Raw genomic sequence first — 26261 nt, 5'->3', positions numbered from 1 at the left:
CAGCGCAAGTCGCTACCGAGGCATGAATTTGAGCGTCCGTACGACTACGGCGCAATGACCACTAACGTGCGGTCACCATCTGAAATGTTGCTGTATGTTAATTGGGCTGCATTTTTCAATGATGGGTGAACTAACAACTAATCGGTCGACCGCCGCAACTCGGGCGCGGCGTCGGCCTTCGTGCTCTCGGATTTGGCGGTGTCCGAGCGGCTGTGGTCGGCCTTCGCCGCTTCCTTGGCGGCTTCCGCTTTCACGGGTTCAACCTTGCTGCGCTCGACGCGCGGTGTCTCGACGCGGGCCGCGACCTCGGTGTGCGACGTATCTGCCGGAGCAGCAGCGCGCGTCGCGCGCGGCCGCGCCACGGCGCGGGCCATCAGCATGGTGGCGCCGCCCTGGTGCTGGAAGTCGCAATAGGCGAATGCGCCGAGACCCGAGACCGAGCCACGGAAGCTGCGGTCGTCCTTCTTGTCGAGATTGAAGCAGGGTTCGAACGGCATGCCCTTGATCGAGGCACAGACGTTCTGGCCGCGAATCTGCAGCGTGTTGCCGGGCAGACGGATATGACGAACAGGGCCGGAGCCCGAGAACTGCACCGCGCCGGCCGCGCCCATGTCGTCGAGAATGCGACCCGCACCGCGGGTGCCGTCGACGCAGGTAAACGCGAACACCTTTCCGGCCACGAATTTGCGCGCCTCGTCGGCGGTCATGGATCCCGCGATCGCGGGAGCAACCATGGCGCCGGCGGTCACGGTCCCCAGCAGTAAACGCGCGAGCATGCTCTCAACTCCCACTTGACCCCACGCAGCGGGTAAGGCGGTATCTTTACCCCATGCTTACCATACCAACCATGGCAACAATGGAGCAGCATGGTTTGAAAAGTCTGAAGATCCTCAGGATATTCTTACCACCGTACGGCCGCGGACCTGGCCGGCCAGGATCTGCGGGCCCAGCGAGGCGACTTGGTCCAGCGCAATTTCGTGAGTGATTTCAGATAGTTTTGAACGATCCAAATCGGTGGCCAGGCGCTCCCAGGCCGCCTTGCGGGCAGGCAGCGGGCACATCACGGAATCGATGCCCAGAAGGCACACGCCGCGCAGAATGAATGGCGCCACCGAGGATGGCAAATCCATGCCGGCAGCAAGGCCGCATGCGGCGATCGCGCCGCCATATTTCGTCATCGCCAGCAGGTTGGCGAGAGTGTTGGAGCCCACGCTGTCGATGCCGCCTGCCCAGCGCTCCTTGGCGAGGGGCTTGGCCGGCGCCGACAGCTCGTTGCGGTCGATGATCTCGGCGGCGCCGAGCGACTTCAGATAGTCGGCCTCGGCCAGGCGTCCCGTCGAGGCGATCACGTGGTAGCCGAGCTTGGCGAGCACCGCCGTCGCGACCGACCCCACGCCGCCCGCAGCCCCCGTCACCACCACCGGCCCGCTGCCTGGCGTCAGCCCGTGCTTCTCCAGGGCCAGGACCGCCAGCATCGCGGTGAAGCCCGCGGTCCCGATCGACATCGCGTCCCGGGCCGACAGCCCCTGCGGCAGGCCGACCAGCCAGTCACCCTTGACGCGGGCCTTTTCGGCATAGGCGCCGAGATGGGTCTCGCCCATGCCCCAGCCGGTGCAGATCACGGCGTCGCCCGGCTTCCAGCTGGGATGGCTCGACTGCTCGACCGTGCCTGCGAAATCGATGCCGGCGATCATCGGGAAGCGGCGGACGACCGGCGCCTTGCCGGTCAGCGCCAGCCCGTCCTTGTAGTTCAGCGCCGACCATTCGACCCTGACGGTGACGTCGCCGTCCATCAGCTCGGCTTCGTCGAACTGCGTCAGCGTTGCCGTGGTCCCCTTGTCGGCCTTGTCGATCCGGATCGCCTTGAACGTTCCCACAGCGGTACTCCCTGCGCTCTTTGTCTCACGCCATGTTTAGCCGATCGGATCGGCGGCGCAACTCAGGTCGCGGGAACGGCGCGGGCCACCGGCTTCTCGACGATCGGCAGATTGATCAGCGCCGACAGCACGCCGAACAGGATCGAGAGCCACCAGATCGGCGTGTATGAGCCATAGCGCTCGAACACCAGGCCGCCGAGCCATACGCCGAGGAAGCCGCCCACCTGATGGCTGACGAAGGCAAAGCCATAGAGCGTGGCGAGCCAGCGGGTGCCGAACATGATCGCGACCAGCGACGAGGTCGGCGGAACGGTCGACAGCCATGCCAGCCCCGACACGGCGCCGAACGCGATCGCGCTGGCCGGTGTCACGGGGAACGAGATGAAGGCCAGCGTCGCCAGCGCGCGGGTGAAATAGATGAAGGACAGGATGTAGCGCTTCGGCAGCCGGCTCTGCAGCCAGCCGACGCTGAGCGAGCCGATGATGTTGAACAGGCCGATCGCCGCGATCACCCAGCCGCCGGTCTGCGCGGACAGACCGCGATCGACCAGGAACGCCGGCAGATGCACGGTGATGAAGGCGAGCTGGAAGCCGCAGGTGAAGAAGCCGAGCACCAGCAGCACGTAGGAGCGATGGCCGAACGCCTCCATCAGCGCCGTCGTGAACGACTGCTGCTCGGCCTCCGACGGCTTGGCCTCGGCGGCCGGCGGCGTTGCGACCGCAAGCGACAGCGGCACGATGAACAGCATCAAGGTGGCGAACACCATCAACGCGCTCTGCCAGCCGAACTGGTCGATCAGCGCCACGCCGAACGGCGCGAACAGGAACTGGCCGAGCGAGCCGGCCGCAGTCCCGGCGCCGAGCGCGACGCCGCGCCGCTCGGGCGGCAGCAGCTTGCTGAAGGCCGACAGGATGAGATTGAACGAGCAGCCGGACAGGCCGAAGCCGACCAGCACGCCGGCGCCGACGTTGAGCGACAGCGGCGTCGTGGCGTAGCGCATCATCAGCAGGCCGCCGGCATAGAGCAGCGCGCCGACGCAGATCACGCGCATGACGCCGAAGCGGTCGGCAATCGCGCCCGCGAGCGGCTGGCCAAGGCCCCACAGCAGGTTCTGCACGGCGACGGCCAGCGCGAACACGTCGCGACCCCAGGCGAATTCGCGACTCATCGGCTGCACGAAGAAGCCGAGGCTGGAGCGCGGACCGAAGCTCAGGAGAGCGATCGCGCAGCCGCAAATGATGATGATGAGCGGCGTGCGCCATCCTTGCGCACGGGCGGCCGTGCCGAGATCGGCTGCCTGATTCGACATGGGTATCCTCCTGATGCGCCGCGTCGTCCGGCCGTTCGTCACGGATTAATGCATTTGCATTCATCCCCCAAGCTCAAAAGCGGAACTCAGCCATGAAAAAATTCGAGGTCGCTTCGCATCATGAGCGGGCGTCATGCGATGCGAGTTCCATCAATGAAACTCATGCATGCCATCTCCGTCCTCGCGTCGGGCATCGCGATGCGCGAGTGAACGAGAGCAATTCACCTTACGCGAGAGCGACATTCAGAACGGCCGCTATTTGTCGCCAAACACCGATAAACAGCGACGAATGTCTCTGAAGAAGAACTAACTGGTAGCTTGATACACATGCGCACCGAATGTGGAATTTGGATAGCACATGGACCACGACCAGATCGAAGCCGCCGACCATGTCGTGATCGTGGGCGCAGGCGTTGCAGGCCTGTTCTGCGCGCTGAAGCTTGCACCACGGCCGGTCACCTTGATCTCCGCGACACCGCTCGGCGAGGAGTCGTTCGGCACGACGATGCAGGCCGACATTGCGGCCGCGGTTTCATCCGGCGACAGTCCCGACAGCCATGCTGCCGACATGATCGCCGCCGGCGGCGGTCTCGTCGATGAAAGCGCGGCACACGCGCTTGCGCACGACGCAGCGGCGAGGATCGAGGATCTGCTGCGTCTCGGCGTCGGATTCGATCGCGACCACAAGGGCGAGCTGGCGACGTCCCGCGCTGCTGCGCACGCCACACGACGCATCCTGAGCGTCCGCGGCGATTTCACCGGACAGGCGATCGTCGCGGCTCTCGTCGCAGCGGTTCGCGCAACGCCCACGATCCGCCTGATCGAGCGGCATGTTGCCGACGCGCTGCTGACCGAGGATGGCGCGGTGCGCGGCCTGCAGCTGCGCAAGGCCGGCGACAGCGCAGCCGCGCCGGTGCTGATGGCCGCGCCTGCGGTCGTGCTCGCCACCGGCGGCGTCGGTCATCTGTTCGCCGCGACCAGCAACCCGGATCATTCCAACGGCATCGGCTTGGCGATCGCCGCGCGCGCCGGCGCCATCATCGCCGACCCGGAATTCGTCCAGTTCCATCCGACCGCGATGATGACAGGCCATGATCCGGCGCCGGTCGTCAGCGAGAGCCTGCGCGGCGCCGGCGCGACCCTGATCAACCGGCGCGGCCAGCGCTTCATGCTGCCGCGACATCCGCTGGTCGATCTTGCCCCGCGTGACACGGTCAGCCGCGGCATCATGGCCGAGCTGTCCGCCGGACGCGGCGCCTTCCTCGACGCCCGCGACGTGCTCGACGACGACGTCGCCGAGCGTTTCCCGGTGCTGCACAAGGCCTGCGTCGCCGCCGGGCTCGATCCGACCCGGCAGCCCATCCCCGTGGCGCCGGCGGCGCATTTCCACATGGGCGGCCTCGCGGTCGACAGCCGGGGCCGCACCTCGCTGGGGGGATTGTGGGCGGCCGGCGAAGTGGCCGCCACGGCGACCGACGGTGCCAACCACATTGCCGGCAACGCACTGCTCGCCGCGCTGGTGTTTGCCAACCGGATCGCCGAGGACATGTCCGGTCGGACGCTGGCGAGCCCTGCGGCCCTGCGCAACATCACGGTCGCCGAGCCCGCCGGTGCGGATCCCTCGCTGACCGAGAGAACGCTGCGTGAGATCATGACTAGCCGCGTCGGCGTGATCCGCGACGAGGACGGGCTCGCCGAGGCCATTGCCGTGATCGCCAGGCTCGAGCGCGACAGCGCCGACCCGGCGTTGCGCAACATGGCCGGCGCAGCGCTGCTGATCGCAACCGCCGCCTGGAGCCGGCGCGAGAGCCGCGGCGCGCATTGCCGCGCGGATTGTCCGGCCGAGAATCCCAGCTTTGCACAGCGGACCATGACGACGCTCTCGGCCGCGCGCGCCATCGCCGACGAGCTCGCCGCCCGGCCGACGACGCGGCTGCCGCGGTCGCTCAGCGCGTAGCCGGCCTACCGCCGCGTCCAGTTCGGATTGATCTCGGCTTCGCTCTTGGCGGCCTCGGTGAGCTCGGCCGAGATGGCCGCGGTCTGCTGCGGCGTGCCCCAGCTCGGCGCCTCGCTGCCGTCGCCCCAGCGCTTGGGCCGGTAGAAGGTGTGGACACCGAACTTGTACATCCGCTTCATCTCGGCAACCCAGGACGGCCGCACCCAATACGCGTGATAGTGCGTCGACTTGCCCACTTCAGGCAGCCAGATCAGCCCATCGAGCATCGCCGCCGCGATCTTCTTGGCGCGGTCCCACATTTCGGGCTCGCGGATCACGTCGGCATTGTTGTCGCAGGCGAAGGTGAACTGGCAGGCGAAATGGCGATATTTGTTCTGGTAGACGACGCCGCAGACCGTGGTCGGATAATAGCCGGAGAACGCCCGGTTCAGCACCACCTGCGCCACCGCCATCTGGCCGCGCACCGCCTCCCCGCGCGCCTCGAAATAGATCGCTTCCGCCAGACACTTCTCGGACTTGAAGCGCGACTTCTGGTCGGACAGCCCCAAGCGCTCCGCCGGCGTCCGCGCATGCTGGTTGTCGGCGTTCACCTCGCCCTTGGGCGCGATGCTCTCACCGCCGTCACCCGTCTTGGCACCGTCGTCGGAGGGCTGCGACAGCACCGCCATCGGCTTGAGGTCCGGGTCGGGCATGACGATCAGCGGCGCCTCGCCGGGCTGCCAGGTTTCCATCGTGCCGGCCACGCCGCCGAGGGACGCCGTGCCGAAATAGAGATTCGCGGTCTTGATCGTCAGGCCGTCAGACGTCGCGTCGCTCTCCGCCGGCAGCGGCTCGGTTGCGGGTTTGAGCTCGCCGGAGGGACGCGTGTCCGTCTTCGATGATCCATATTGTGCGAGCGGCGGCGCACTCAGCGCCTCCTGCAGCTCGGGATCGAGGGCCGCGCGCGGCGCGGCCGGCGTGAGGGCCGGCGCTTCGGTGGTCTTGGCACCGAACACCGAGGAATTCGAATCGGGCTGAGCGGGCGTTGCCGGCGCGGGCTCGCTCGGCGCCGCTTCGACCGGCTCGGCCGCCTCGGTCGACGGCGGGTTCGGCGCCGACGGACGGACGACCAGCCGGTCGCCCTTCAGCGTGCGGTCCACCTTTGGAAAATCGGAAGCCTGGTAGCGTGGCGGCACCTGCAGTGCCGGATTGCGCGGTGTCGTGCTGCCGGTGATGTCGAGGTCGCGGCCGCCGAGGCTCGCCAGACGGATGCCTACGCCCTGCGGCGTGGAGGTTCCGATCGGACGGCCGAAACTGTAGGTCGCGAGCTGGACGGAGGCCGCAGCGGCGGACACACGCTTTTGCCAGCGCTCGGCGACGCCCGGCTGGCGGGCGAGCCGTGAAGCGATGTCTTGATACCCGGTCTCTGTCGGCATCAGAGCGAAGACGCAGAGACCGAGTCCGAAGGACGCAATACGCGCGCCCTTCGGACCGGGACGCAGAACTAACATCGATACGCTCAACGCAACGCTACGCTACTCACTCGACCGAACGACAGTGCTTCCGTGCAATTCGATCCGTCATGTTCGTATCGGGTTTAGGTTGCCGAGGAGTTAATCCGCGTTGCATCTTCGAAACATGCAAGCGGCGAGGTTGTGCGACGTCGTGCGATCAATGTGCGTGGTAAACAGCGGCGTGACGAGAGTGGTGAACATTCGGTCAACGAACGCGGTGAAAGAAATCCCGTAGTTGCGTGAATGAAGCGGAACTCGTGCGCGCGCTCCCTCGTCATTCCGGGATGCGCGAAGCGCGGGACCGGAATCCACAGCCATGAACGAACATGAGGAGGCGAGATGCTCGTGGCGCTCGTCTTCGACAAGCTGCCGCTTGTGGTCATGGATTCCGGTCGTATTCGCGCTGCTTCAAAATGGCTGCGCCATTTTGCGCGCGAATGCCCCGGACTGACGGCGGTGGTGATGAGACTTCCCCTTCAATTGCTCGCAAGCGTGCACAATTGCGCGGAACTCATCCCAAACGAAAAAGGCCGGCAACATGTGCCGGCCTTCATCAGTTCAAATCGTTCGCAACCGCATCACGCCTGGCTGGCGATCTCCTTGCCGAGCGCGGACTGGGCGGCAGCCAGACGGGCGATCGGCACGCGGTAGGGCGAGCATGAGACGTAGTTCATGCCGACCTTGTGGCAGAACGCCACGGAAGCGGGATCGCCGCCATGCTCGCCGCAGATGCCGACCTTGAGGTTGGGCCGCGTGGCGCGGCCGCGCTCGACGCCGATCTTGACCAGCTCGCCGACACCCTCGCGATCGATCGAGATGAAGGGATCGATCTCGAGAATGCCCTTGGCGACGTAGGCGCCGAGGAAGCTGCCGGCGTCGTCGCGGCTGATGCCGTAGGTCGTCTGCGTCAGATCGTTGGTGCCGAACGAGAAGAACTCGGCGGCCTCCGCGATCTGGCCGGCCATCAGGACCGCGCGCGGCAGCTCGATCATGGTGCCGACCTGGTACTCCAGCTTGGCGCCGGTCTCGCGGATCACCGCCTGCGCCATCGCGTCGATGCGCGCCTTGACGAGATCGAACTCGGCCTTGGTGGCGATCAGCGGCACCATCACCTCGAGGCCGACGGCCTCGCCGGTGCGCTTCTCGGCCTCGACCGCGGCCTCGAAGATCGCGCGCGCCTGCATCTCGGCGATCTCCGGATAGGCGATGGCGAGACGACAGCCGCGGAAGCCGAGCATCGGGTTGAACTCGGAGAGCTCGCGGGCGCGGTCGGCGAGCCGGCGCGGATCGGTGTTCATGGCGCGCGCGACTTCCTCGACCTCGGCCTGGGTGTGCGGCAGGAACTCGTGCAGCGGCGGATCGAGCAGACGGATCGTGACCGGCAGCCCCTTCATGATCTCGAACAGCTCGACGAAGTCGGCGCGCTGCATCGGCAGCAGCTTGGCGAGCGCGGCGCGACGCTCCTGCTCTTCCTCGGAGAGGATCATCTCGCGCACCGTGCGGATGCGGGTCTCCTCGAAGAACATGTGCTCGGTGCGGCACAGGCCGATGCCCTCGGCACCGAACTTGATGGCGGTGCGCGCATCCTCCGGCGTATCGGCGTTGACGCGCACGCCGGTCTCGCGCACGGCGTCGGCCCAGCCCATCAGGGTGCCGAACTCGCCGGACAGCTCCGGCTCGATCATCGGCATGCGGCCGGCGAGCACCTGCCCGACCGAGCCGTCGATGGTGATGACGTCGCCGGTCTTGAAGGTGCGCGAGCCGATGCTCATCGTGCCCCTGCCGTAATCGACGCGGATGGTGCCGCAGCCGGAGACGCAGGGCTTGCCCATGCCGCGCGCGACCACCGCCGCATGCGAGGTCATGCCGCCGCGCGTGGTCAGGATGCCTTCGGCGGCGTGCATGCCGTGGATGTCCTCCGGCGAGGTCTCGATGCGGACCAGGATGACCTTGCGGCCGTCGGCCTGCAGCTTGGTGGCCTCGTCCGAGGAGAACACGATCTCGCCCGAGGCCGCGCCCGGCGAGGCCGGCAGGCCGGTGGCGACGACGTCGCGCTGCGCCGAGGGATCGATGGTCGGATGCAAGAGCTGATCGAGCGAGGCCGGATCGACGCGCAGCACGGCGTCGTTCTCCGAGATCAGGCCCTCATTGGCGAGCTCGACGGCGATGCGCAGCGCCGCCTTGGCGGTGCGCTTGCCGCTGCGGGTCTGCAGCATCCACAGCTTGCCGCGCTCCACCGTGAACTCCATGTCCTGCATGTCACGGTAGTGCTTCTCGAGCAGCGTGTAGATCCGCGTCAGCTCCTTGAACGCCTCGGGCATCGCGACTTCCATCGACGCCTTGTCGGAGCCGGACTCGATGCGCGCGTCCTCGGTGATGTCCTGCGGGGTGCGGATGCCGGCGACGACGTCCTCGCCCTGGGCGTTGATCAGGAACTCGCCGTACAGCTTGCTCTCGCCGGTCGAGGGATTGCGGGTGAAGGCGACGCCGGTGGCCGAGGTGTCACCCATGTTGCCGAACACCATGGCCTGCACGTTGACGGCGGTGCCCCAGGATTCCGGAATGTCGTGCAGCTTGCGATAGGTCACCGCGCGCGCATTCATCCAGGATGAGAACACTGCGCCGATCGCACCCCACAGCTGGTCGTGCGGATCCTGCGGAAAGTCCTTGCCGGTCTCGTGCGCGACGGCTTCCTTGTACTTCCCGACCAGCATCTCCCAGTCTTCCGACGAGAGATCGGTATCGAGCTGATAGCCCTGGGTATCCTTGAAGCTGTCGAGGATGTCCTCGAAATGATGGTGCTCGAAGCCGAGCACGACATCCGAATACATCGTGATGAAGCGGCGGTAGCTGTCGAAGGCGAAGCGGCGGTCGCCGGACAGCTGTGCCAGCGCCTCGACCGTCTGGTCGTTGAGGCCGAGGTTGAGCACGGTGTCCATCATGCCCGGCATCGACGCGCGGGCGCCGGAGCGCACCGAGACCAGGAGCGGGTTTTCCGGATCGCCGAACTTCTTGCCAGTGAGCTTGCCGATGTAGTCGAGCGCCTTGTCGACCTGCGACTGCAGCTCCTTCGGGTAGGTCTTGTCGTTGGCGTAGAAGTAGGTGCAGACCGAGGTCGGGATGGTGAAGCCCGGAGGCACGGGAAGGCCGAGATTGGCCATTTCCGCGAGGTTGGCACCCTTGCCGCCGAGCAGGTCGCGCAGGCCGGCTTTGCCCTCGGCCTTGCCGTCGCCGAAGGTATAGACCCACTTGTTCGGCTTGATCGCGGTGACCGCGCTCTTGGCCGCAGGCTTCGCGGCGGCCTTTGTGACCGGCTTGGCAGCCGTCTTGGCCGGCTTCTTCGGAGCGGTTTTCACTGGCGCCTTGGCGACAGATTTTGGCGCTGCCTTCGCTGCGGTCTTGGCGGGGATCTTGGCAGCGGGCTTCGCAGCCGTCTTCAGCGCCTTGCGCGGCGGGGCGAGCGGAGCGGCCTTGGCCTTGCCCGGCTTGGAAGGCTTTGATTTCGCTGCGACTTTCTTAGACTTCGCTACCGCTTTGGCCATGAGATGGTTCGATCCGCAAATGGGGAGGAGAAATCGCGCGCCTTACACCACTTTGGGCGCTGCGGCGCAAGCACAGAGGTTCCCGACCTTGGGACTAGTGCTGGGGCTAGTGCAGGTGGAACCACCTGAGCACGCCGAGGCCGAGCAGGCCGTTCACGATCAGGAAGATCGCGATGATGAGGTTCAACAGGCGCGGCATGATGAGGATCAGGACACCCGCGATGAGGGAGACGATCGGCGCGATGTGGGTCGCAGTGAGGGTCATCGGCAAACTCGAAAAGGATTGAAGGACCGGAAGCCGGGGCGATTCGACGAGGCCAGACCTTATCCTGCGTCATCGTGGCGGAATAGGAGACGCACGGCCCGGGTTCCGGTTCCCTACCTCGAGGATCTGCCGCAGAAATGCCGCCGGACGCGCAAGGCCCGGCGCGGAACGATACACCGGTGGTCGCATTGGAAGGCGGATGCCGGCGCACGCCGGTCCCGCTCAGCGGATCAACAGCCAAGGAGTTTCGTCCATGCGAACGCAAATCACCCTTGCCGCCCTCGTGGCCGCACTCGTGATCCCGGCGGCAGCGCAGGCGCAGTCCACCACCGTGGGACGCAGCATCGTGGTCGAGGAGGATGCTCCCGTGATCAGGGTGGAACGTCGCCCTGAATTCCGCGAATACGTCGTGCGCGAGCGTGTTCCCAACTATGTGATCCCGGATCGCGTCATTGTTGGGACCGTCCTGCCCGAGTCGGGTGTTACATACTACGACGTTCCCGAGCGCTTCGGTGCGACACCTTATCGCTACACAGTGGTGAACGGCGAAACTGTTCTGGTCGAACCGAGATCGCGGCGGATCATTCAGGTGGTTGAGTAGTTATCGAGACGCATTTGGTCGCCAACGCCCCCGCAAGCGGCCAGATGTAAAGGCCCTGCCCGGTTCCCCCCGCCGGGCGGGGCTTACTTTTTGGGAAGCCGTTAGCTTCGGGTCGTCATCGCGAGCGCAGCGAAGCGATCCAGGGGCGACACGGACAGTCTGCCTCCACGGCCCCTGGATTGCTTCGGCGCAAGAGCGCCTCGCAATGACGATCGTGGCAAGCTTGGCTACCATCACCACAGCTGCCATCGCCCGGCTTGACCGGGCGATCCAGTACGCCGAGACGATTGCGAGTCCACCGAAAAGCCGCGGCGTACTGGATGCCCGCCTGCGCGGGCATGACAGCGGAGGATGTCGCTCCCTCCTCCGTCATCGCGAGCGAAGCGATCCAGGGCTGCTCAGCCCTCGATCTTCGAGAAGTCCGCGACCGCACGGGTCGCGCTGCGGATCTCGTTCAGCAGCTTGAGACGGTTCTCGCGGATCGCGGCATCGTCGTCGTTGACCTTCACCTTGTCGAAGAACGCGTCGACCGCCGGACGCAGCTTGGCCATGGCGCGCATCGCGGCGGCAAAATCCTCCTTGGCGACGGCCGCGCCCGCTTCCGCGGCAACTTCGCCGATCGCCTTGGCCAGCGCCTTCTCCTCGTCGAGCCTGTAGAGCGCAGCGTCCGGCGCGCCCTCGAACTTGCGCTTGTCCTTCTTCTCCTCGATGGCGAGGATGTTGGAGGCGCGCTTGGTGCCGGCAAGCAGATTCTTGCCGTCGTCGCTGTCCAGGAACTTTCCGAGCGCCTCTACACGGCGGACGACCATCAACAGGTCATCCTGGCCGCCGAGCGCGAACACGGCGTCGACGAGATCGTGGCGGGCGCCCTGCTCGCGCAGTTGCACCTTGAGACGGTCCGCGAAGAAGGAGAGGAGATCGGCTGTGAGCTTGTCCGGCTCCTGCGCGCTCTTCGCCTGCAGGCCCATCAGCGCAGAAGCAGCCACCTTCAGCAGTGACAAGCGCAGCGCGTTCTCGGCGATCAGCCGGATCACGCCCAGCGCCGCGCGGCGCAGCGCGTAGGGATCCTTCGAGCCCGTCGGCTTCTCATCGATCGCCCAGAAGCCGACCAGCGTATCGATCTTGTCGGCGAGCGCGACCGCGACAGCGACCTTGTCCGTCGGCACGCGATCGCCGGGGCCCTGCGGCTTGTAGTGCTCCTCGCAGGCCGCGGCGACGGACGCGTCCTCGCCCTGCGCCAGCGCGTAGTACTTGCCCATCAGGCCCTGCACTTCAGGAAACTCACCGACGACCTCCGTGAGCAGATCGGCCTTGGCGAGCTTCGCCGCGCGCGCGGTCTTGGCGGCATCGGCGCCGACCAGCGGCGCGATCCCGGCGGCGAGCTTCTCGATCCGCGCGATCCGCGCGGCCTGCGTGCCGAGCTTCTCGTGGAACACGATCTGCTCGAACTTCGGCAGCCGGTCCTCGAGCTTCGTCTTGAGGTCCGTCTCGTAGAAGAACTTCGCATCCGACAGACGCGCACGGATGACGCGCTCGTTACCGGCGACGATGGTCTTGCCGCCGTCGGTCGCCTCGATATTGGCGGTCAGGATGAATTTCGGCGCGAGGCCACCCGTTTTGGGATCGCGCACCACGAAGCATTTCTGGTTGTTGCGGATGGTGGCGCGGATCACCTCGCCGGGGACCTTCAGGTACTCCGGATCGAACGAGCCCATCAGCACGACCGGCCATTCGACGAGGCCCGAGACCTCGTCGAGCAGAACCGGATCCTCGACCAGCTCATAGCCCTGCGCAAAGGCGAGCTGCTTGGCGTCGGTGACGATGGTGTCCTTGCGGCGCTGCGGGTCAAGCACGACCTTGGCGTCGAGCAGCTTTGCCTCGTAGTCCTCGAAGCGGCGCACATTGAACGCCGATGGCGCCAGGAAGCGGTGTCCATAGGTGGTCTGCCCGGCCTCGATGCCATCGACGGCGAAGCTGACGACGTCAGGCTCCTCGGTCTCCAGCCCGAAGGTCGCGGTGATCGCGTGCAGCGGCCGCACCCAGTTCAGCGCGCCCGGCTTCTCCGAGCGCTTGCCCCAGCGCATCGACTTCGGCCACGGGAAGGTTCTGATGATCACCGGCAGCATCTCGGCGAGCACGTCGAGCGTGGCACGGCCGGGCTTCTCGATCAGCGCGACGTAGAAATCGCCCTTCTTCGGATCGCGCTGGATCGTCGCCTCGTCGAGCGAGGACAGGCCGGTGGCCTTGAGAAAGCCCTGGATCGCCGCATCGGGGCCGCCGACGCGCGGGCCCTTGCGCTCCTCCTTCAGATCCGCCTGTCGCGCCGGGATGCCGTGCACCGTCAACGCGAGCCGCCGCGGCGTCGCGAACGCCTTGGCGCCTTCATAGACCAGGCCCTCGGCGACGAGCTTGTCGGTCACCATGCGGCGCAGATCCTCCGCCGCCTTGGCCTGCATGCGCGCGGGGATTTCTTCGGAGAACAGTTCGAGGAGAAGATCGGGCATGTCTCAAGTCTCTCTGCGCGAAGAACCACCTTCCCCCTCGGGGGACAGGCCATCGCGAATTGCTAAACTCGTGGAAGACAGCGTGCCTTCCACCGTCCTTCGAGACGCCCGCCTCCGGCGGGCTCCTCAGGACGAGGTCTGAATTTGCGGCGAGATCGTAGACCCTCATGGTGAGGAGCGCCGCACGCGGCGCGTCTCGAACCATGAGGCCCGAAAGCAGCCGCGTTCGTTCTAACCTGCCCCCGCCCCGCCCGCTTCCGTATGCAGCCACGCCTCGCCGCACGCCTTCGCCAGTTCGCGGACGCGCAGGATGTAGCTTTGGCGCTCGGTGACGGAGATGACGCCGCGGGCGTCGAGCAGGTTGAAGACGTGGCTGGCCTTGATGCACTGGTCGTAGGCCGGCAGCGCCATCAGGTGCTCCTTGCGGCCCTCGCCCCAGCCGGCGTCGAGATATTTGCGGCAGGCGCCCTCGGCCATCTTGAACTGCTCGAACAGCATGTCGGTGTCGGCATGCTCGAAATTGTGCCGCGAATATTCGCGCTCGGCCTGCAGGAAGACGTCGCCATAGGTGACCTTCTGATCACCGTCGCGGCCGTTGAAGTTGAGGTCGTAGACGCGGTCGACGCCCTGGACGTACATCGCCAGGCGCTCGAGGCCGTAGGTGAGCTCGCCGGCGACCGGCGCGCATTCGAAGCCCGCGACCTGCTGGAAATAGGTGAACTGCGACACCTCCATGCCGTCGCACCAGCACTCCCAGCCGAGACCCCAGGCACCGAGCGTCGGGCTCTCCCAATCGTCCTCGACGAAGCGGATGTCGTGCACGGCGGCATCGATGCCGATCGCGGCGAGCGACTTCAGATACAGCTCCTGAAGGTTCGGCGGCGACGGCTTCATGATCACCTGGAACTGGTAGTAGTGCTGCATCCGGTTCGGATTCTCGCCGTAGCGGCCGTCCTTCGGCCGCCGCGACGGCTGCACGTAAGCCGCGTTCCACGGCTTCGGCCCGAGCGCGCGCAAGGTGGTTGCCGGATGAAAGGTGCCCGCCCCCATCTCCATGTCGTAGGGCTGCAGGATCACGCAGCCCTGCTCGGCCCAGAAGCGTTGCAGGGCGAGGATGAAGCCCTGGAACGAACGTTCGGGGCGCATGTGCGGGGGCAGCGAGTCCATCGTCGATATCGGTCTTTCGCGAGGTCGGAAAAGCGCGCGGACCGTATCGGCGAGGCCCCGAGGAATCAAGGCAATAGGGCCGGATCAGCGGCGGTTCGCGCCGCCGCTTCGTGGCAAGCGGCGGTCAGCCCGGCCGGTAGGCGCCCGTCACGGGATCACGGCGCAGGGTCTTGATCTCGGCGGGCTGCGCGGCCTCGGCGGCGCGCGACAGCCTGACCTCCTCGAGCTCGCGGTTGATCTTCTGAGCGGTCTTGTAGGCCCAGCGAACCGCGGCAAGCCCGCCCAGCATACCCGCGAAAGCGACGAACGGCGGCATCGGTCGATCCTTGTTAATGTGCAGCAGCCACCCCGATTCGTATTGTCGCCGATCCAGGTTCCCCCTGCAATCCGGATTGCAGGGGGCAAAATGGCGCGGACCAGGCCTCAGAAGCCGAATCGGGCCCAGATGGCCCGGGTTTCGGCGGCCGAGATCAGTTCCTCGGCCAATCCAGACCAGCCGAGGCCCAGACCTTCCGCAGCGAGGCTGCCGGCCCCGGCGGCCTTGCGACCCAGCAGGCCCGAGAGCAGGCCGCCCGCCGGCGCCACCACGGGCATTCCGACCTTGTCGCCGAAGCGCGCGCGCAGCACCGAACGGATGTCGCCGATCGCATCGGCGAGGCCGAGCGTCACGGCGGTATCGCCGGCCCAGTATTCGCCGGTGAACAGCGTGTCGTCGGCGCCCTTCAGCCGGGTCGCGCGGCTCTCCTTGACCAGCGAGATGAACAGCGCGTGGATCTCGCGCTGGATCTTCTTCAGCCGCGCCACGTCATCAGGGTTTTCGGGGAGGAATGGATCGAGCATCGCCTTGTGCTCGCCGGCGGTATAGAGCCTGCGCTCGATGCCGATCTTCTTGATCAGGTCCTGCAGCCCGAACGAGCCGCCGACCACGCCGATCGAGCCGAGAATCGAGGAAGGATCGCAGAAGATCTCGTCGCCCGCGCAGGCGATCATGTAGCCGCCGGACGCCGCGACGTCCTCGACGAACACCAGCACCGGCAGCTTCTTCTCCGCCGCGAGCTGGCGGATGCGCAGATAGATCTGGCGCGACTGCACCGGCGAGCCGCCGGGCGAGTTGATCACCAGCGCCACCGCCTTGGCGTTGCGCATCGAGAACGCGCGCTCCAGCATCTTGGCGACGCCGGCGAGGGTCAACCCGGGACGCAGCGGCGTCACCGCGCCGATCACACCGGACAGGCGGACGACGGGCACCACCGGCGCGCCGCGCAGACGCGCCGGCAGCAGCGCTTTCAACCGATCAAAAGGCCCGGCTGCATCGCTGGGTTGTGTCAAATTGTCCACCATTCAGTTACCTCGGATTTACCATTTTTTATCGCGCCGCTGCCATTCAATGGGCTGGAACGAGCCTTGCTATGCGCTGGGCAATTGCACGGCGAGTCACGTTGCAGAGTGCGGCGGAGGAATACATGAAGGTCTACCTGTTGATGCTGCTGATCGGTACTCTCTTGACGGCGATCCGTTTCACGTCGGTAACCGAACGCCAGTCCGAGGCGCAGACGCAATAACGCGCGACCCCGACCGACTGTTCAGGGGGCGGCCAGAGCCAGCGCCCCCTGCCCTTCCAGCACACGCAAGACGTCTTCATTCGGCACACCTGTTGCCTCGTTCAGCATCAGACCCGGCCAGATCCGGGTCGGCGCCCGGCCTCCCTTAACGGCCCTCACCAGGATACGGATTGCCGGCTTTCCGGCCTGACCGTGGACCGGTTGAATGGCAAGGCTGCCGAAGCCGCGCCCCAGCGCCGCCAGCACCTCCCCCAGCCCATCGGCTCGCCAGATCAAGGTCAGCACACCGCCGGATTTGAGCATCCGGCGCGCAGCACGGGTCCAGATCTCCAAGGTCGCCGCGGTCGCCATGTGCGCGGCCGCGCGTGCAGCGTCCGGCGAGGCACGGTGACGCGCGGCATCGTGGAACGGCGGGTTCATCAGCACGACGTCGATGCTGTCTGGCCCGAGCCCCATCGCGGCGAAGGCTGCGGCGTCAGCGGCGACATCAAGAACGGCCACTTCGGCCCGCAAATCATTGGCACGCGCATTGTCGCGCGCCAGGCCCGCCAGATCCGGATCGCGCTCGATCAGCACGAGCCGGATGCCGTCGACACGTGTGGCCACGGCCAGTCCCGCGGTCCCCACCCCGGCCCCGAGGTCGACCACGCGATCACCGGGGCGCGCGGCCGTTGCGGCAGCCAGCAGGATGGCGTCGTGGCCGGCACGATGGCCGCTGGCCGGCTGCCGCAGCCGCAAGCGCCCACCGAGCACCGCGTCCTCGGAGATGGCGGCAGCGTCACTCATCGGGGCGCAGTTCGTGCGCCAGCCCGGCCTCGGTCAGCAATCGGCGGGCCTGCAGATTGTCGTCCTCATGCACCAGTATCCGGCGCGGCAGGATGCCGAGTGAGCCCTCTATGATGCTCATGTTCTGGTCGAGGACGAGGTGATGGATGTCGGCGCCGTCGAGCAGCGCCCCGATTGCTGAAACCAGCACGATGTCGTTGGTCCGAACCAATTCCTTCAATCGTTATGTCTCCATGCAGGCCGGGGTCAAGCAAGGCTTCCAAGGGCGTGGGTCAAGGTTCCGTGTCCGCCCTTGCCGCCTGCGGCCGCAGTTTCTATTGTCGAAACCAGGATAGCAAAATTGGAGACCAGCGTGGCGGTTATCGTACCTTTCGAAAGTCCATCGGGCGCTTCGATCGATGGGCTGGTCGGGCTGGTCGCGGCCGACATGGAACGAGTCAACGCCACGATCCTGTCGCGCACCGGATCCGACGTGACGATGATCCCGGAGGTCGCCAATCACCTGATCTCCTCCGGCGGCAAGCGGCTGCGGCCGATGCTGACGCTGGCGATGGCGCATCTCACCGAGTACAGCGGCGACGGCCACGTCAAGCTCGCGGCCGCGGTCGAGTTCATGCACACCGCGACGCTGCTGCATGACGACGTGGTTGACGAGAGCGAAATGCGCCGCGGCAAATTGTCGGCGCGCATGCTGTGGGGTAACGAGGCCAGCGTGCTGGTCGGCGACTTCCTGCTCGGACAGGCGTTCCGCATGATGGTCGAGGTCGGCTCGCTGCGCGCACTCGACATTCTCTCCGCGGCCGCCGCCACCATCGCCGAGGGCGAGGTGATGCAATTGGCCGCCGCCAAGAACACCGCGACCACCGAGGACGAATATCTCGCGGTGATCCGCGGCAAGACCGCCGAGCTGTTCGCCGCCGCCTGCGAGGTCGGTCCCGTGCTCGCCGACCGGCCCAAGGCCGAGCAGACGGCGTCGCGCTCGTTCGGCATGAATCTCGGCATCGCCTTCCAGCTCGTCGACGACGTGCTCGACTATGGCGGCAAGGCCGCCAAGCTCGGCAAGAATGTCGGTGACGATTTCCGTGAGGGCAAGATCACGCTGCCGGTGGTGCTCGCGTTCCGCCGCGGCAGCGACAGCGAGCGCGCGTTCTGGATCAAGTCGCTCGAGCGCGGCGAGATCAACGACAGCGATCTCGACCATGCCATCGGCCTGATGAACAAGCACCGCGCGCTGGAGGACACGATCAGCCGCGCGCATCATTACGGCGCGATGGCGGTGGATGCGCTGGCGCTGTTCCCGGCCTCGCCGATGAAGAGCGCGCTGGAGCAGGTCGTGGCGTTCTGCCTGGCAAGGTCGCATTAGCTAGTTCACCTGCCACTCCATCGAGAGTGTCACGTGCCGCGTAGACAGCGCCGTGGCTGCGCCCTCTCCCCTTGCGGGAGGGCATGTAGAACAGCGCGGCAAGCTCGCTTGGGTGAGGGGTATGTCTCGACGAGCGGAGTTCGAGGAGAGATACCCCTCACCCAACCGCGTGCGTTGATGGGCCGTACATGCCCTCTCCCGGGCGAGGGCGCTGTATTGGGCAGTCGTTTCGCGGCGTTTGGTTAGTTAGCTCAGCGTCCCCGCATGCACCCACCACTCGGGGTGCGCAGCGGCGATCGCAGCCCCGGCCGCTTTGGCATCAGCCGCGCTGCCATAGATCGCAAAGCACGTCGCACCCGAACCCGACATCCGCGCCAGCAGCACGCCGGAGCTGGCGCGGAGCGCGTCGAGCACGGAGCTGATGATCGGCTGCACCTTCAGCGCGGGTGGCTCCAGATCGTTCTTCAGCCGGTCGAGCGCACTGACCCAATCCCCGATCGACGCACCGGCCTTCGGCCAGGACGACGCCGTGAGCACATCAGTCACCCCCACCAGCAGATCGCCCGGCTTCAGCCCGAGCGCCTGGAAGACGTCCTTTGTCGCGACCGGCACGCGCGGATTGATCATCACGCAGGGCAGGACGGGCAGCGCGAGCGGCTGCAAATTCTCCCCCACACCGGTCATGGTACAGGCGCGTGAGGGAACGCAGACCGGCACGTCGGCGCCGGTCTTCAGCGCCACCGCCTGCAATCGCGGATCATCCAGCGACAGGCCGTTCAACTTCGCCAGCAGCCGCAGCGCTGCGGCCGCGTCCGCCGAGCCGCCGCCGATGCCGGCCGCGACCGGCAGCACCTTTTCCAGCGTGAAGGCGCCGAGCCTCAGGCCGGGGACCGCCTCGGCCAGCAGCCGCGCCGCCTTGAGCACGAGATTGTCGGAGGTGTCACCGCAGGCGTCCGCGAGCGGCCCCGTGGTGGTCAACGTCAGCCCCTCGCCCGGCGCCAGCGTGAGCTGGTCCGCGCAGTCGGCGAACGCGACGACGCTTTCGAGATCATGATAACCGTCGACGCGGCGGCCGACGACCCGCAGCGTCAGATTGACCTTGGCGCGGCCCTGCTCCTGCAGCGCGCCGGTGACCGTGGACGCCAACATCGGCGCTATGCCCCCAACCTCTCCTCCGTGGCAAGGGTCCGGTGTCGCTGTCAGCCCGCGGCTGAAACGAGCGTGGCCGGCACCGCCACACGCTTCATCAAAATCATCCGGGCTCCCCGGTCGACCGAGGAGCCCGCAATCGCTCTCAGACCATGATCGGACGACCTAGCCGCCCTTGCCGTCGTCCTTCTTGGCGTCGGCCGGCGCGTCCTTGGTGTCGGCGCTCGCGGCGGCAGGCGCCGGGTCATCGGCCAGGCCGTTCTGGATCTTGGCCTCGATCTTCGGCAGCTCCTCGGCCTCCGGCTTCAGGTCGCGGGCATGCGCCCACTGGAACTTGGCTTCCAGCTTGCGGCCGATCTTCCAGTAGGCGTCGCCGAGATGGTCGTTGATGGTCGGATCTTCGGGCTTGAGATCGATCGCGCGCTCGAGATTCTTCACCGCCTCTTCGTAGTTGCCGATGCGGTAATAGGCCCAGCCGAGCGAGTCGACGATATAGCCGTCGTCGGGGCGCTGCTCGACGGCGCGCTTGATCATCTTCATGCCTTCGTCGAGATTGACGCCCTGGTCGATCCAGGAATAGCCGAGATAGTTCAGCACGTGCGGCTGGTCGGGCTGCAGCTCGAGCGCCTTGCGCATGTCGGCCTCGGCCTTCGGCCACTGCTTGGAGCGCTCCAGGCAGATGCCGCGATAGTAGTAATAGACGCTGTTGGCCTTGTCGTTGTTGGCGGGCAGCGAATCGACCCCGAGCGAATAGGTCTTGGCGCAATCGGCGAACTTCTTGCGGCCGCGCTCGATGTTGCCGAGCGCCATGATCGCTTCGAGATCCTTCGGGTCCTGGGTGATGACGTCCTTGAGGATCTTGATCGCGTCGTCGCTGCGATCGGCGCTGTCGAGGTCGGTGGCGAGCTGGATCTGCGCATTGCGCTTCAGCGGCGAGCTCGCCGGCACGCGCTCATAGACCTTGATCGCCATCTGCGGCTTCTTCACCGTCTCGTAGAGATCGGCGAGCGACAGCAGCGCCAGCGGATGGTTCGGCTGCAGATGCAGCGCGAGCTGCAGATAGACCAGCGCGAGGTCCTCGCCGCCGCGGCGGCTGAGGGTGGCGCCGATGCCGTACAGCGCCTCGGCTGCGCCGGCCTGCGCGGAGTCGACCAGCGGCGGCAGCTTCTTGCCGGCCTTGGTCTCGCGCAGCCCCTCCTGCACCAGCGGGTGGCGTGCGAGCTTCTTGTCGAACGCCTCATAGATCGCGGTGGCCGCCGCCGCATCCTTGTTGCGCGACAGCCAATGCGCATAGGCCTCGGTGATGCGCAGCATCGAATCGTCGAGCTTGTAGGCGCGCTCGAAGCGGATGCCGGCCTCCTTCTCCTTGCCGGCGAGCTCCAGGATCATGCCGGCGTGCAGGTCCTTGAACAGCGGATACCATTCCGGACCGGTCAGCTTGTCGATGTTGGCGACGGCCGTCTTGGAATCACCCGCTCCGGCCGTGGCCCAGGCGGACAGCAATGTCGCGACGAGATCGGTGATCGGCCCGCGCACCGACTGGTTGATGTTGTTCTGGGCGGCCGCGTATTTCTTCTGCTTGATGTCCTGCACGCCCATCACGAGACGCGCGATGCGGTTCGACTTGTCGACCGCGAGCACGCGCTCGGCGAGCTTCACGGCTTCGTCGATGTCGCCGTCCGCAACCGAGGAGATGAAGGCACGGTCGAGCAGCTCGTTGTTCTTGGGATCGGTGCGCAGCGCCGAGCGATAGAAGGCGGCGGCGGAGGCAGCATCACGCTCGACGCTGGCGTGGCGGGCCGCGAGATAGCTGCCCGAGGTGGTGAGCGACTTCAGATCGACGCTGGTCGGAAACTTCGCGGTGGTGTCAGTCGGATGATCCGGCGTCTGGGCCAGGACGGTACCGGGAAGCAGCAAGGCGGCAACGGCAATTGCGGTCCAGCGATTGCGAATGGATGACATCACGGTGCGCTCTGATTGTTGGGAATGACGGATCGTCACGGACACGAACCCGATCGGCAGCTCTTCAAGGCGCCGACAATGCCGCGTTTAGCGGCCAACCGCAAGGATTTGCAGGATATTCGGGTCAGCCGGAAGCCCCTGTGGCCGAGGTGACCTGCGACAAACCGCGCCAGTATGGCCGTATCGTGGCCGGCTGCCCCTGTCGGGACAGCCGCCTCACGCAAACGTGCGTTAACCTTGCGCTACATCGCCTCGTAGTTCGGTCCGCCACCGCCCTCCGGAGGAACCCAGGTGATGTTGCCATTGGGGTCCTTGACGTCGCAGGTCTTGCAGTGGACGCAATTCTGCGCGTTGATCACGAAGCGCGGGCTCGTGCCATCCTCGACCCACTCATACACGCCGGCCGGGCAATAGCGGTTCGAAGGCCCGGCATAGACGTCGTGCTCGGAGCTCTTCTGCAGCGCCATGTCGGCGACCTTCAGATGCACCGGCTGGTCTTCCTCATGATTGGTGTTGGACAGGAACACCGAGGAGAGCCGGTCGAAGGTCAACTTGCCGTCCGGCTTCATCGCGGGCTTGGGCTGATGCGCCTTGGCCGGATCGAGCGTGGCACGATCGGGCTTGGCGTGCGACTGGGTGCCGAACAGCGAGAAGCCGAGCGTGTTGCACCACATGTCGAAGCCGCCGAGGACGACGCCGAGCACGGTGCCGAACTTCGACCAGAGCGGCTTGACGTTGCGGACCTTGAACAGGTCCTCGCCCACCGGCGAGGAGCGCCAGGCGTTCTCATACTCGACCAGCTCGTCATTGGCGCGGCCGGCGGCGAGCGCGGCATTGACGTGCTCGGCCGCGAGCATCGCGCTGCCCATCGCATTGTGCACGCCCTTGATGCGCGGCACGTTGACGAAGCCCGCCGCACAGCCGATCAGCACGCCGCCTGCGAACGACAGCCGCGGCACCGACTGATAGCCGCCTTCGGTGATGGCGCGCGCGCCATAAGCGAGCCGCTTGCCGCCTTCGAATACGCCGCGGATCGAGGGGTGCGTCTTGAAGCGCTGGAATTCCTCGAACGGCGACAGATAAGGATCGTCGTAGTTCAGATGCACGACGAAGCCGACCGCGACGAGATTGTCGTCATAGTGATACAGGAACGAGCCGCCGCCGGTCTTCATGTCGAGCGGCCAGCCGAACGAGTGCTGGATCAGGCCCTTCTGATGCTTGGCGGGATCGATCTGCCAGACTTCCTTGAGGCCGATGCCGAATTTCGCCGGCTCGCTCTTGGCGTCCAGCGCGAACTTCGCGATCAGCTGCTTGGACAGGCTGCCTCGGGCACCTTCCGCGAACAACGTGTACTTGCCGAGCAGCTCCATGCCGCGCGTGAACGACGCCTTCGGCTTGCCGTCCTTGCCGATGCCCATGTCGCCGGTGGCGATGCCGCGCACCGCGCCCTGCTCGTCATACAGCACCTCGGTCGCGGCGAAGCCCGGATAGATCTCGACGCCGAGCGCCTCGGCCTTGCGCGACAGCCAGCGGCAGACATTGCCGAGCGAGCCGATGTAGCAGTGGTGATTGTCCATCAGCGGCGGCATCGCGAAGGCCGGCAGTGAAATCGCGCCGCTCTCGGTCATCCAGAAGAACTTGTCGACCTGGACCTGCGTCTTCAGCGGGCAATCGTCATCCGTGCGCCAGTCCGGGATGAGCTTGTCGAGCGCGGCCGGATCGATCACGGCACCCGACAGGATGTGCGCGCCGACCTCGGAGCCCTTCTCGACCACGACGATGTTGAGATCGGCGTTGAGCTGCTTCAGCCGGATCGCGGCGGTCAGGCCCGACGGACCTGCGCCGACGATGACGACGTCGAACTCCATGGATTCGCGCTCGGGTAATTCTTCGGTGCTCATGTCTCTCGATCTCAGGCCCGGCTGGTGCAGTGGGTCCGGCCTTCGCATTCCCCTGGCGCATGCAAAGGTCAAACCCGCAAGCTGCAATAGCAACAATGACTTAACTAGGGTTCCTGAAGGCGTCGGCCGGTCGCTGAGGCTGATCCCGAGGGGAGAGCGAAGGCTGGCGCCGGAACACTAGGGCGTTCCGTCCCGTTTTTGGGTTATTCCAAGCTCTTGTTTCCGATTTTTCGGGCCGGGACAACCACGTAAATGCATTCCGCCATGCGCCGAGGCAGCGTAGACTGCTCCTGCGACCGATCATGATGACCCCCGAGCCCCTCCCCGACGTCCGCCAACTGCTCGCCTTCTATCTGGAGGCCGGGGTCGATTGCGCGCTCGCCGACGAGCCGATCAACCGGCTGGTCGAGCCCGAGCCCATCCCTTCGGCCGCGGCGCCCGCCGCCCGTGCTGCGGTGGCGTCGCAGCTGGGCAAGCACGGGGCGCCCGCGATCGTTCCGCCGCGCGGCGAACCGCCGCCTCCGCCGGACGCCGCCATCGCCTCGGCCCGCGAGGCGGCCGTGACGGCGCCGACCCTGGAGGCACTGCGCGACCTGCTCGAGAAATTCGACGGCTGCGCGCTGAAGCAGACCGCCACGCGGCTGGTGTTCGCCGACGGCAACCCGCAGGCGCGCATCATGCTGGTCGGCGAGGCGCCCGGTCGCGACGAGGATATCGAGGGGCTGCCGTTCGTCGGCCGCTCCGGCAAGCTGCTCGACCGTATGCTCGGCGCAATCGGGCTCGATCGCAGCAAGGTCTACATCGCCAACGTCATCCCATGGCGGCCGCCAGGCAACCGCACGCCGACGCCGCAGGAGACCCAGATCTGCCTGCCCTTCATCCGTCGCCAGATCGAGCTGGTCGATCCCGACGTGCTGGTGACGCTCGGCAATCCGTCGACCCAGGCGCTGCTCGGCACCACCGAGGGAATCATGCGCACCCGCGGCAAGTGGCGCGACTACGACACCGGCAAACGCACCATCCGCGCGATCGCCACCTTCCACCCGGCCTACCTGCTGCGCTCGCCGTCCTACAAGCGTCTGTCGTGGCAGGATCTGCGCGCGATCGCGACGGTGCTGGCAGTGTAGGCCCCCGCCCTCGCCGCGTCATTGCGAGCGAAGCGAAGCAATCCAGGAGCGTGGGCGGGACTCTGGATTGCTTCCGCCGTCGCCCCCCGGGCTATGGCGGACAAGTCGTCGCAAGTGCTCCTCGCAATGACGGTGTTCGCGGATAGCGCTACGTTCCCTTCGGCCGCACGATCGCCCAGCCGATGCGCAGCACCGGCTGGCGGCCGTTGATCAGCCAGTCGAAGCTGCGCGGCACCTCCGGCACGAGGCCGGGGAAACGCTGGACCAGCTCTGGCGGCGGCGTGCCGGCCGTGTCCGAAGCGCGCCAGACCACGATGCCGCCGTTCTCGGCGAACTTCGCCGCCGTCATCCACGGCGTCCGCTGCGGCGTGGCATCGAGGAACAGATGCGCGCGGCGGCGGCCCAACGCGACCAGGCTGGCGAGTTGCGGATCGCCGGCGACCGCCTGCAGCCGCTGGTTGGTGCGGCGCTCGAAACTCTCGACGAAGAAGCGGGAGATGTCGCGGGCCGGCATCGCCGTCGCGACCTCGCGGTCGCCGACCAAGGGCAAGACCACGGCGCTGCCCGCAACGAGGACGGCCGGTGCCGCAACCGCGGCTGCCCAGACCATGCGCAGCAGCCGCTGCCGGCGCAGATAGATCAGGTCGCCCGATGCCACCACCAATGCGAGGCCGACCATGCTCAATGTGACTGCGGCCCCGCCGAACACGGTCGGCAGGCCGAACAGACCCGAGATCAGGCTACCCGCCAAGGCCGGCGCGATCGCGAAGCAATAGACGAAGTCGCGTGCGAGCGGCGGAACGGCGCGACGATAGATGATCGGGGCGTCGGTCTCGCTGCGGTTGATCCAGCTGGCGTCGAGCAGCACGAGCAGCACGACGGCCGAGAGCGCCAGCAGGATCCCCCCCGCCAAGGCGAGCCAATGCCAGCCTCGCGTCGAAAGCTCCGCGAGCATGGGCAGTGCGGGCAGCCCGACACTGTCGGAGCGCAGCACGAAAATGAGGTAGGGCAGCGCCAACGCCAGCACGACGAGGAGTGCGAACAGCGGATCGAACGAGCGCAGCACGCGGCGGCCCTGCGCCGTCGACACCACGAAGCCGGCGAGCAGCAGCAGCAGGCCGGCGGCGGCCGGCGTCGTCAGCAGCAACAGGCCGGCCTCGATCGACCACGCGAACCAGGCATTGCGCCGGCCCTGGCCGAGGATCCGCCAACTGTGCAGCAGCAGCAGCGCCCACAGTGGCCGCGCCAGCACCTCGGGACCGAATTCGAGGGTCGGCGCGCCGAAGGCGGTGATCGTCATCGTCAGCAGCACCGCGAGCACCGCCTGCTGGCCACCGACGATCGTCCGCGCCAGGAGGTAGATCACCCACAGACTGAGGGCCGAGCACAGCGCCGCCAGCACATAGACGCCGAATAGATGGTTGCCGGCGACGCGGTAGGCGATGTCCGCAAGCCAGAACGACAGCGGTGGTCCGAGGTCGGTGCCGACCTGGTACTCGCGTCCGAACGCGATGGCGGTGGCGAGCTGGCCGGGCGGGCTGCGATAGAACAGCACGGCTGTGCCGAGCCACATCATGGCCTGGCACAGCACCACGATGACGACGACCAGCCGTGGCCTGGCGCGGATCAGTTCGACAACCAGTGACGTGAAACGCATGAACGGCTGGATCGCTTAGCTGGATCGCTGAGGACGTC

General features: G+C 66.5%; 21 protein-coding genes. 5 read left to right on the top strand and 16 right to left on the bottom strand.

The features are described 5' to 3' along the window. Positions 1-137: 137 nt before the first annotated feature. From QXZ94_RS00945 to QXZ94_RS00935, 3 genes are all read right to left on the bottom strand, one after another. On the bottom strand, positions 138-776 hold the full coding sequence (locus QXZ94_RS00945; RefSeq protein WP_315718830.1) for a hypothetical protein: 639 nt from the start codon (positions 774-776) through the stop codon (positions 138-140). Positions 777-890: 114 nt separating this feature from the next. After that, entirely contained in the window at positions 891-1877 is a 987-nt protein-coding gene (locus QXZ94_RS00940) for an MDR family oxidoreductase (protein WP_315718829.1), read from the bottom strand. A gap of 62 nt (positions 1878-1939) precedes the next feature. Then, the gene (locus QXZ94_RS00935; RefSeq protein WP_315718828.1) at positions 1940-3187 is read right to left on the bottom strand and encodes an MFS transporter; all 1248 of its coding nucleotides are present in this window, start codon (positions 3185-3187) and stop codon (positions 1940-1942) included. 358 nt (positions 3188-3545) lie between these two features. On the opposite strand from QXZ94_RS00935, the gene QXZ94_RS00930 reads away from it, so the two are divergent. Then, positions 3546-5144, top strand: coding sequence for an L-aspartate oxidase (locus tag QXZ94_RS00930; protein WP_315718827.1), 1599 nt, complete (start codon positions 3546-3548; stop codon positions 5142-5144). A 5-nt stretch (positions 5145-5149) separates the two neighbouring features. Here QXZ94_RS00930 and QXZ94_RS00925 read toward each other — a convergent pair whose 3' ends face one another. Next, positions 5150-6634 (bottom strand): cell wall hydrolase, encoded by a 1485-nt coding sequence (locus QXZ94_RS00925; protein WP_315718826.1) that lies wholly within the window; start codon positions 6632-6634, stop codon positions 5150-5152. A 342-nt stretch (positions 6635-6976) separates the two neighbouring features. Between QXZ94_RS00925 and QXZ94_RS00920 the strand changes: the two genes are divergently transcribed. Beyond that, a complete protein-coding gene (locus QXZ94_RS00920; protein ID WP_315718825.1) occupies positions 6977-7288 on the top strand; it encodes a hypothetical protein in 312 nt (103 codons plus the stop codon). On the opposite strand, the gene ppdK is transcribed toward QXZ94_RS00920, so the two are convergent. Then, positions 7216-10179 carry a pyruvate, phosphate dikinase gene (gene ppdK / locus QXZ94_RS00915; RefSeq protein ID WP_315718824.1) on the bottom strand — a complete coding sequence of 988 codons (2964 nt, stop codon included), beginning with the start codon at positions 10177-10179 and terminating at the stop codon, positions 7216-7218. The genes QXZ94_RS00920 and ppdK overlap by 73 nt on opposite strands. A 106-nt stretch (positions 10180-10285) precedes the next feature. Further along, positions 10286-10444 carry a DUF3096 domain-containing protein gene (locus tag QXZ94_RS00910; RefSeq protein ID WP_172110798.1) on the bottom strand — a complete coding sequence of 53 codons (159 nt, stop codon included), beginning with the start codon at positions 10442-10444 and terminating at the stop codon, positions 10286-10288. A gap of 253 nt (positions 10445-10697) precedes the next feature. Between QXZ94_RS00910 and QXZ94_RS00905 the strand changes: the two genes are divergently transcribed. Further along, positions 10698-11045: a DUF1236 domain-containing protein gene (locus QXZ94_RS00905; protein ID WP_315718823.1), complete on the top strand. Its 348-nt coding sequence runs from the start codon at positions 10698-10700 to the stop codon at positions 11043-11045. A 398-nt stretch (positions 11046-11443) separates the two neighbouring features. On the opposite strand, the gene glyS is transcribed toward QXZ94_RS00905, so the two are convergent. The 6 genes from glyS to QXZ94_RS00875 all read right to left on the bottom strand — a co-directional run bounded on the left by glyS (position 11444) and on the right by QXZ94_RS00875 (position 17284). Beyond that, entirely contained in the window at positions 11444-13549 is a 2106-nt protein-coding gene (glyS, locus tag QXZ94_RS00900; protein ID WP_315718822.1) for a glycine--tRNA ligase subunit beta, read from the bottom strand. A 231-nt stretch (positions 13550-13780) separates the two neighbouring features. Next, a complete protein-coding gene (locus QXZ94_RS00895; RefSeq protein WP_315718821.1) occupies positions 13781-14716 on the bottom strand; it encodes a glycine--tRNA ligase subunit alpha in 936 nt (311 codons plus the stop codon). A gap of 124 nt (positions 14717-14840) precedes the next feature. Next, on the bottom strand, positions 14841-15032 hold the full coding sequence (locus QXZ94_RS00890) for a hypothetical protein (protein ID WP_172111272.1): 192 nt from the start codon (positions 15030-15032) through the stop codon (positions 14841-14843). Positions 15033-15139: 107 nt separating this feature from the next. Continuing rightward, positions 15140-16057 carry a S49 family peptidase gene (locus QXZ94_RS00885; protein WP_315718820.1) on the bottom strand — a complete coding sequence of 306 codons (918 nt, stop codon included), beginning with the start codon at positions 16055-16057 and terminating at the stop codon, positions 15140-15142. Between the two features lie 242 nt (positions 16058-16299). Beyond that, the gene (locus tag QXZ94_RS00880; RefSeq protein WP_315718819.1) at positions 16300-17064 is read right to left on the bottom strand and encodes a tRNA1(Val) (adenine(37)-N6)-methyltransferase; all 765 of its coding nucleotides are present in this window, start codon (positions 17062-17064) and stop codon (positions 16300-16302) included. Continuing rightward, positions 17057-17284, bottom strand: coding sequence for a DUF2007 domain-containing protein (locus QXZ94_RS00875; RefSeq protein WP_011925103.1), 228 nt, complete (start codon positions 17282-17284; stop codon positions 17057-17059). The genes QXZ94_RS00880 and QXZ94_RS00875 overlap by 8 nt, the downstream gene beginning before the upstream one ends. Positions 17285-17416: 132 nt before the next feature. On the opposite strand from QXZ94_RS00875, the gene QXZ94_RS00870 reads away from it, so the two are divergent. Beyond that, positions 17417-18427, top strand: coding sequence for a polyprenyl synthetase family protein (locus QXZ94_RS00870; RefSeq protein WP_315718818.1), 1011 nt, complete (start codon positions 17417-17419; stop codon positions 18425-18427). A gap of 246 nt (positions 18428-18673) precedes the next feature. On the opposite strand, the gene QXZ94_RS00865 is transcribed toward QXZ94_RS00870, so the two are convergent. The 3 genes from QXZ94_RS00865 to QXZ94_RS00855 all read right to left on the bottom strand — a co-directional run bounded on the left by QXZ94_RS00865 (position 18674) and on the right by QXZ94_RS00855 (position 23439). Continuing rightward, the gene (locus tag QXZ94_RS00865) at positions 18674-19576 is read right to left on the bottom strand and encodes a 4-(cytidine 5'-diphospho)-2-C-methyl-D-erythritol kinase (RefSeq protein WP_315718817.1); all 903 of its coding nucleotides are present in this window, start codon (positions 19574-19576) and stop codon (positions 18674-18676) included. 165 nt (positions 19577-19741) lie between these two features. After that, complete coding sequence (locus tag QXZ94_RS00860; protein ID WP_409998557.1) at positions 19742-21538, bottom strand: tetratricopeptide repeat protein; 1797 nt, start codon at positions 21536-21538, stop codon at positions 19742-19744. 242 nt (positions 21539-21780) lie between these two features. Further along, positions 21781-23439, bottom strand: coding sequence for an electron transfer flavoprotein-ubiquinone oxidoreductase (locus QXZ94_RS00855; protein WP_315718815.1), 1659 nt, complete (start codon positions 23437-23439; stop codon positions 21781-21783). 305 nt (positions 23440-23744) lie between these two features. On the opposite strand from QXZ94_RS00855, the gene QXZ94_RS00850 reads away from it, so the two are divergent. Further along, positions 23745-24566, top strand: a complete 822-nt coding sequence (locus QXZ94_RS00850; protein ID WP_315726011.1) for a uracil-DNA glycosylase — start codon at positions 23745-23747, stop codon at positions 24564-24566. Between the two features lie 148 nt (positions 24567-24714). Here QXZ94_RS00850 and QXZ94_RS00845 read toward each other — a convergent pair whose 3' ends face one another. Next, on the bottom strand, positions 24715-26223 hold the full coding sequence (locus QXZ94_RS00845; protein ID WP_315718814.1) for a glycosyltransferase family 39 protein: 1509 nt from the start codon (positions 26221-26223) through the stop codon (positions 24715-24717). Positions 26224-26261: the final 38 nt, after the last annotated feature.

Source organism: Bradyrhizobium sp. SZCCHNS2022 (assembly GCF_032377575.1).
In the GTDB taxonomy this organism is placed as follows: Bacteria; Pseudomonadota; Alphaproteobacteria; order Rhizobiales; family Xanthobacteraceae; genus Bradyrhizobium; species Bradyrhizobium aeschynomenes.
The sequence above is the reverse complement of the archived record's forward strand: the minus strand, read 5'-3'. Positions and strand labels throughout refer to the sequence as shown.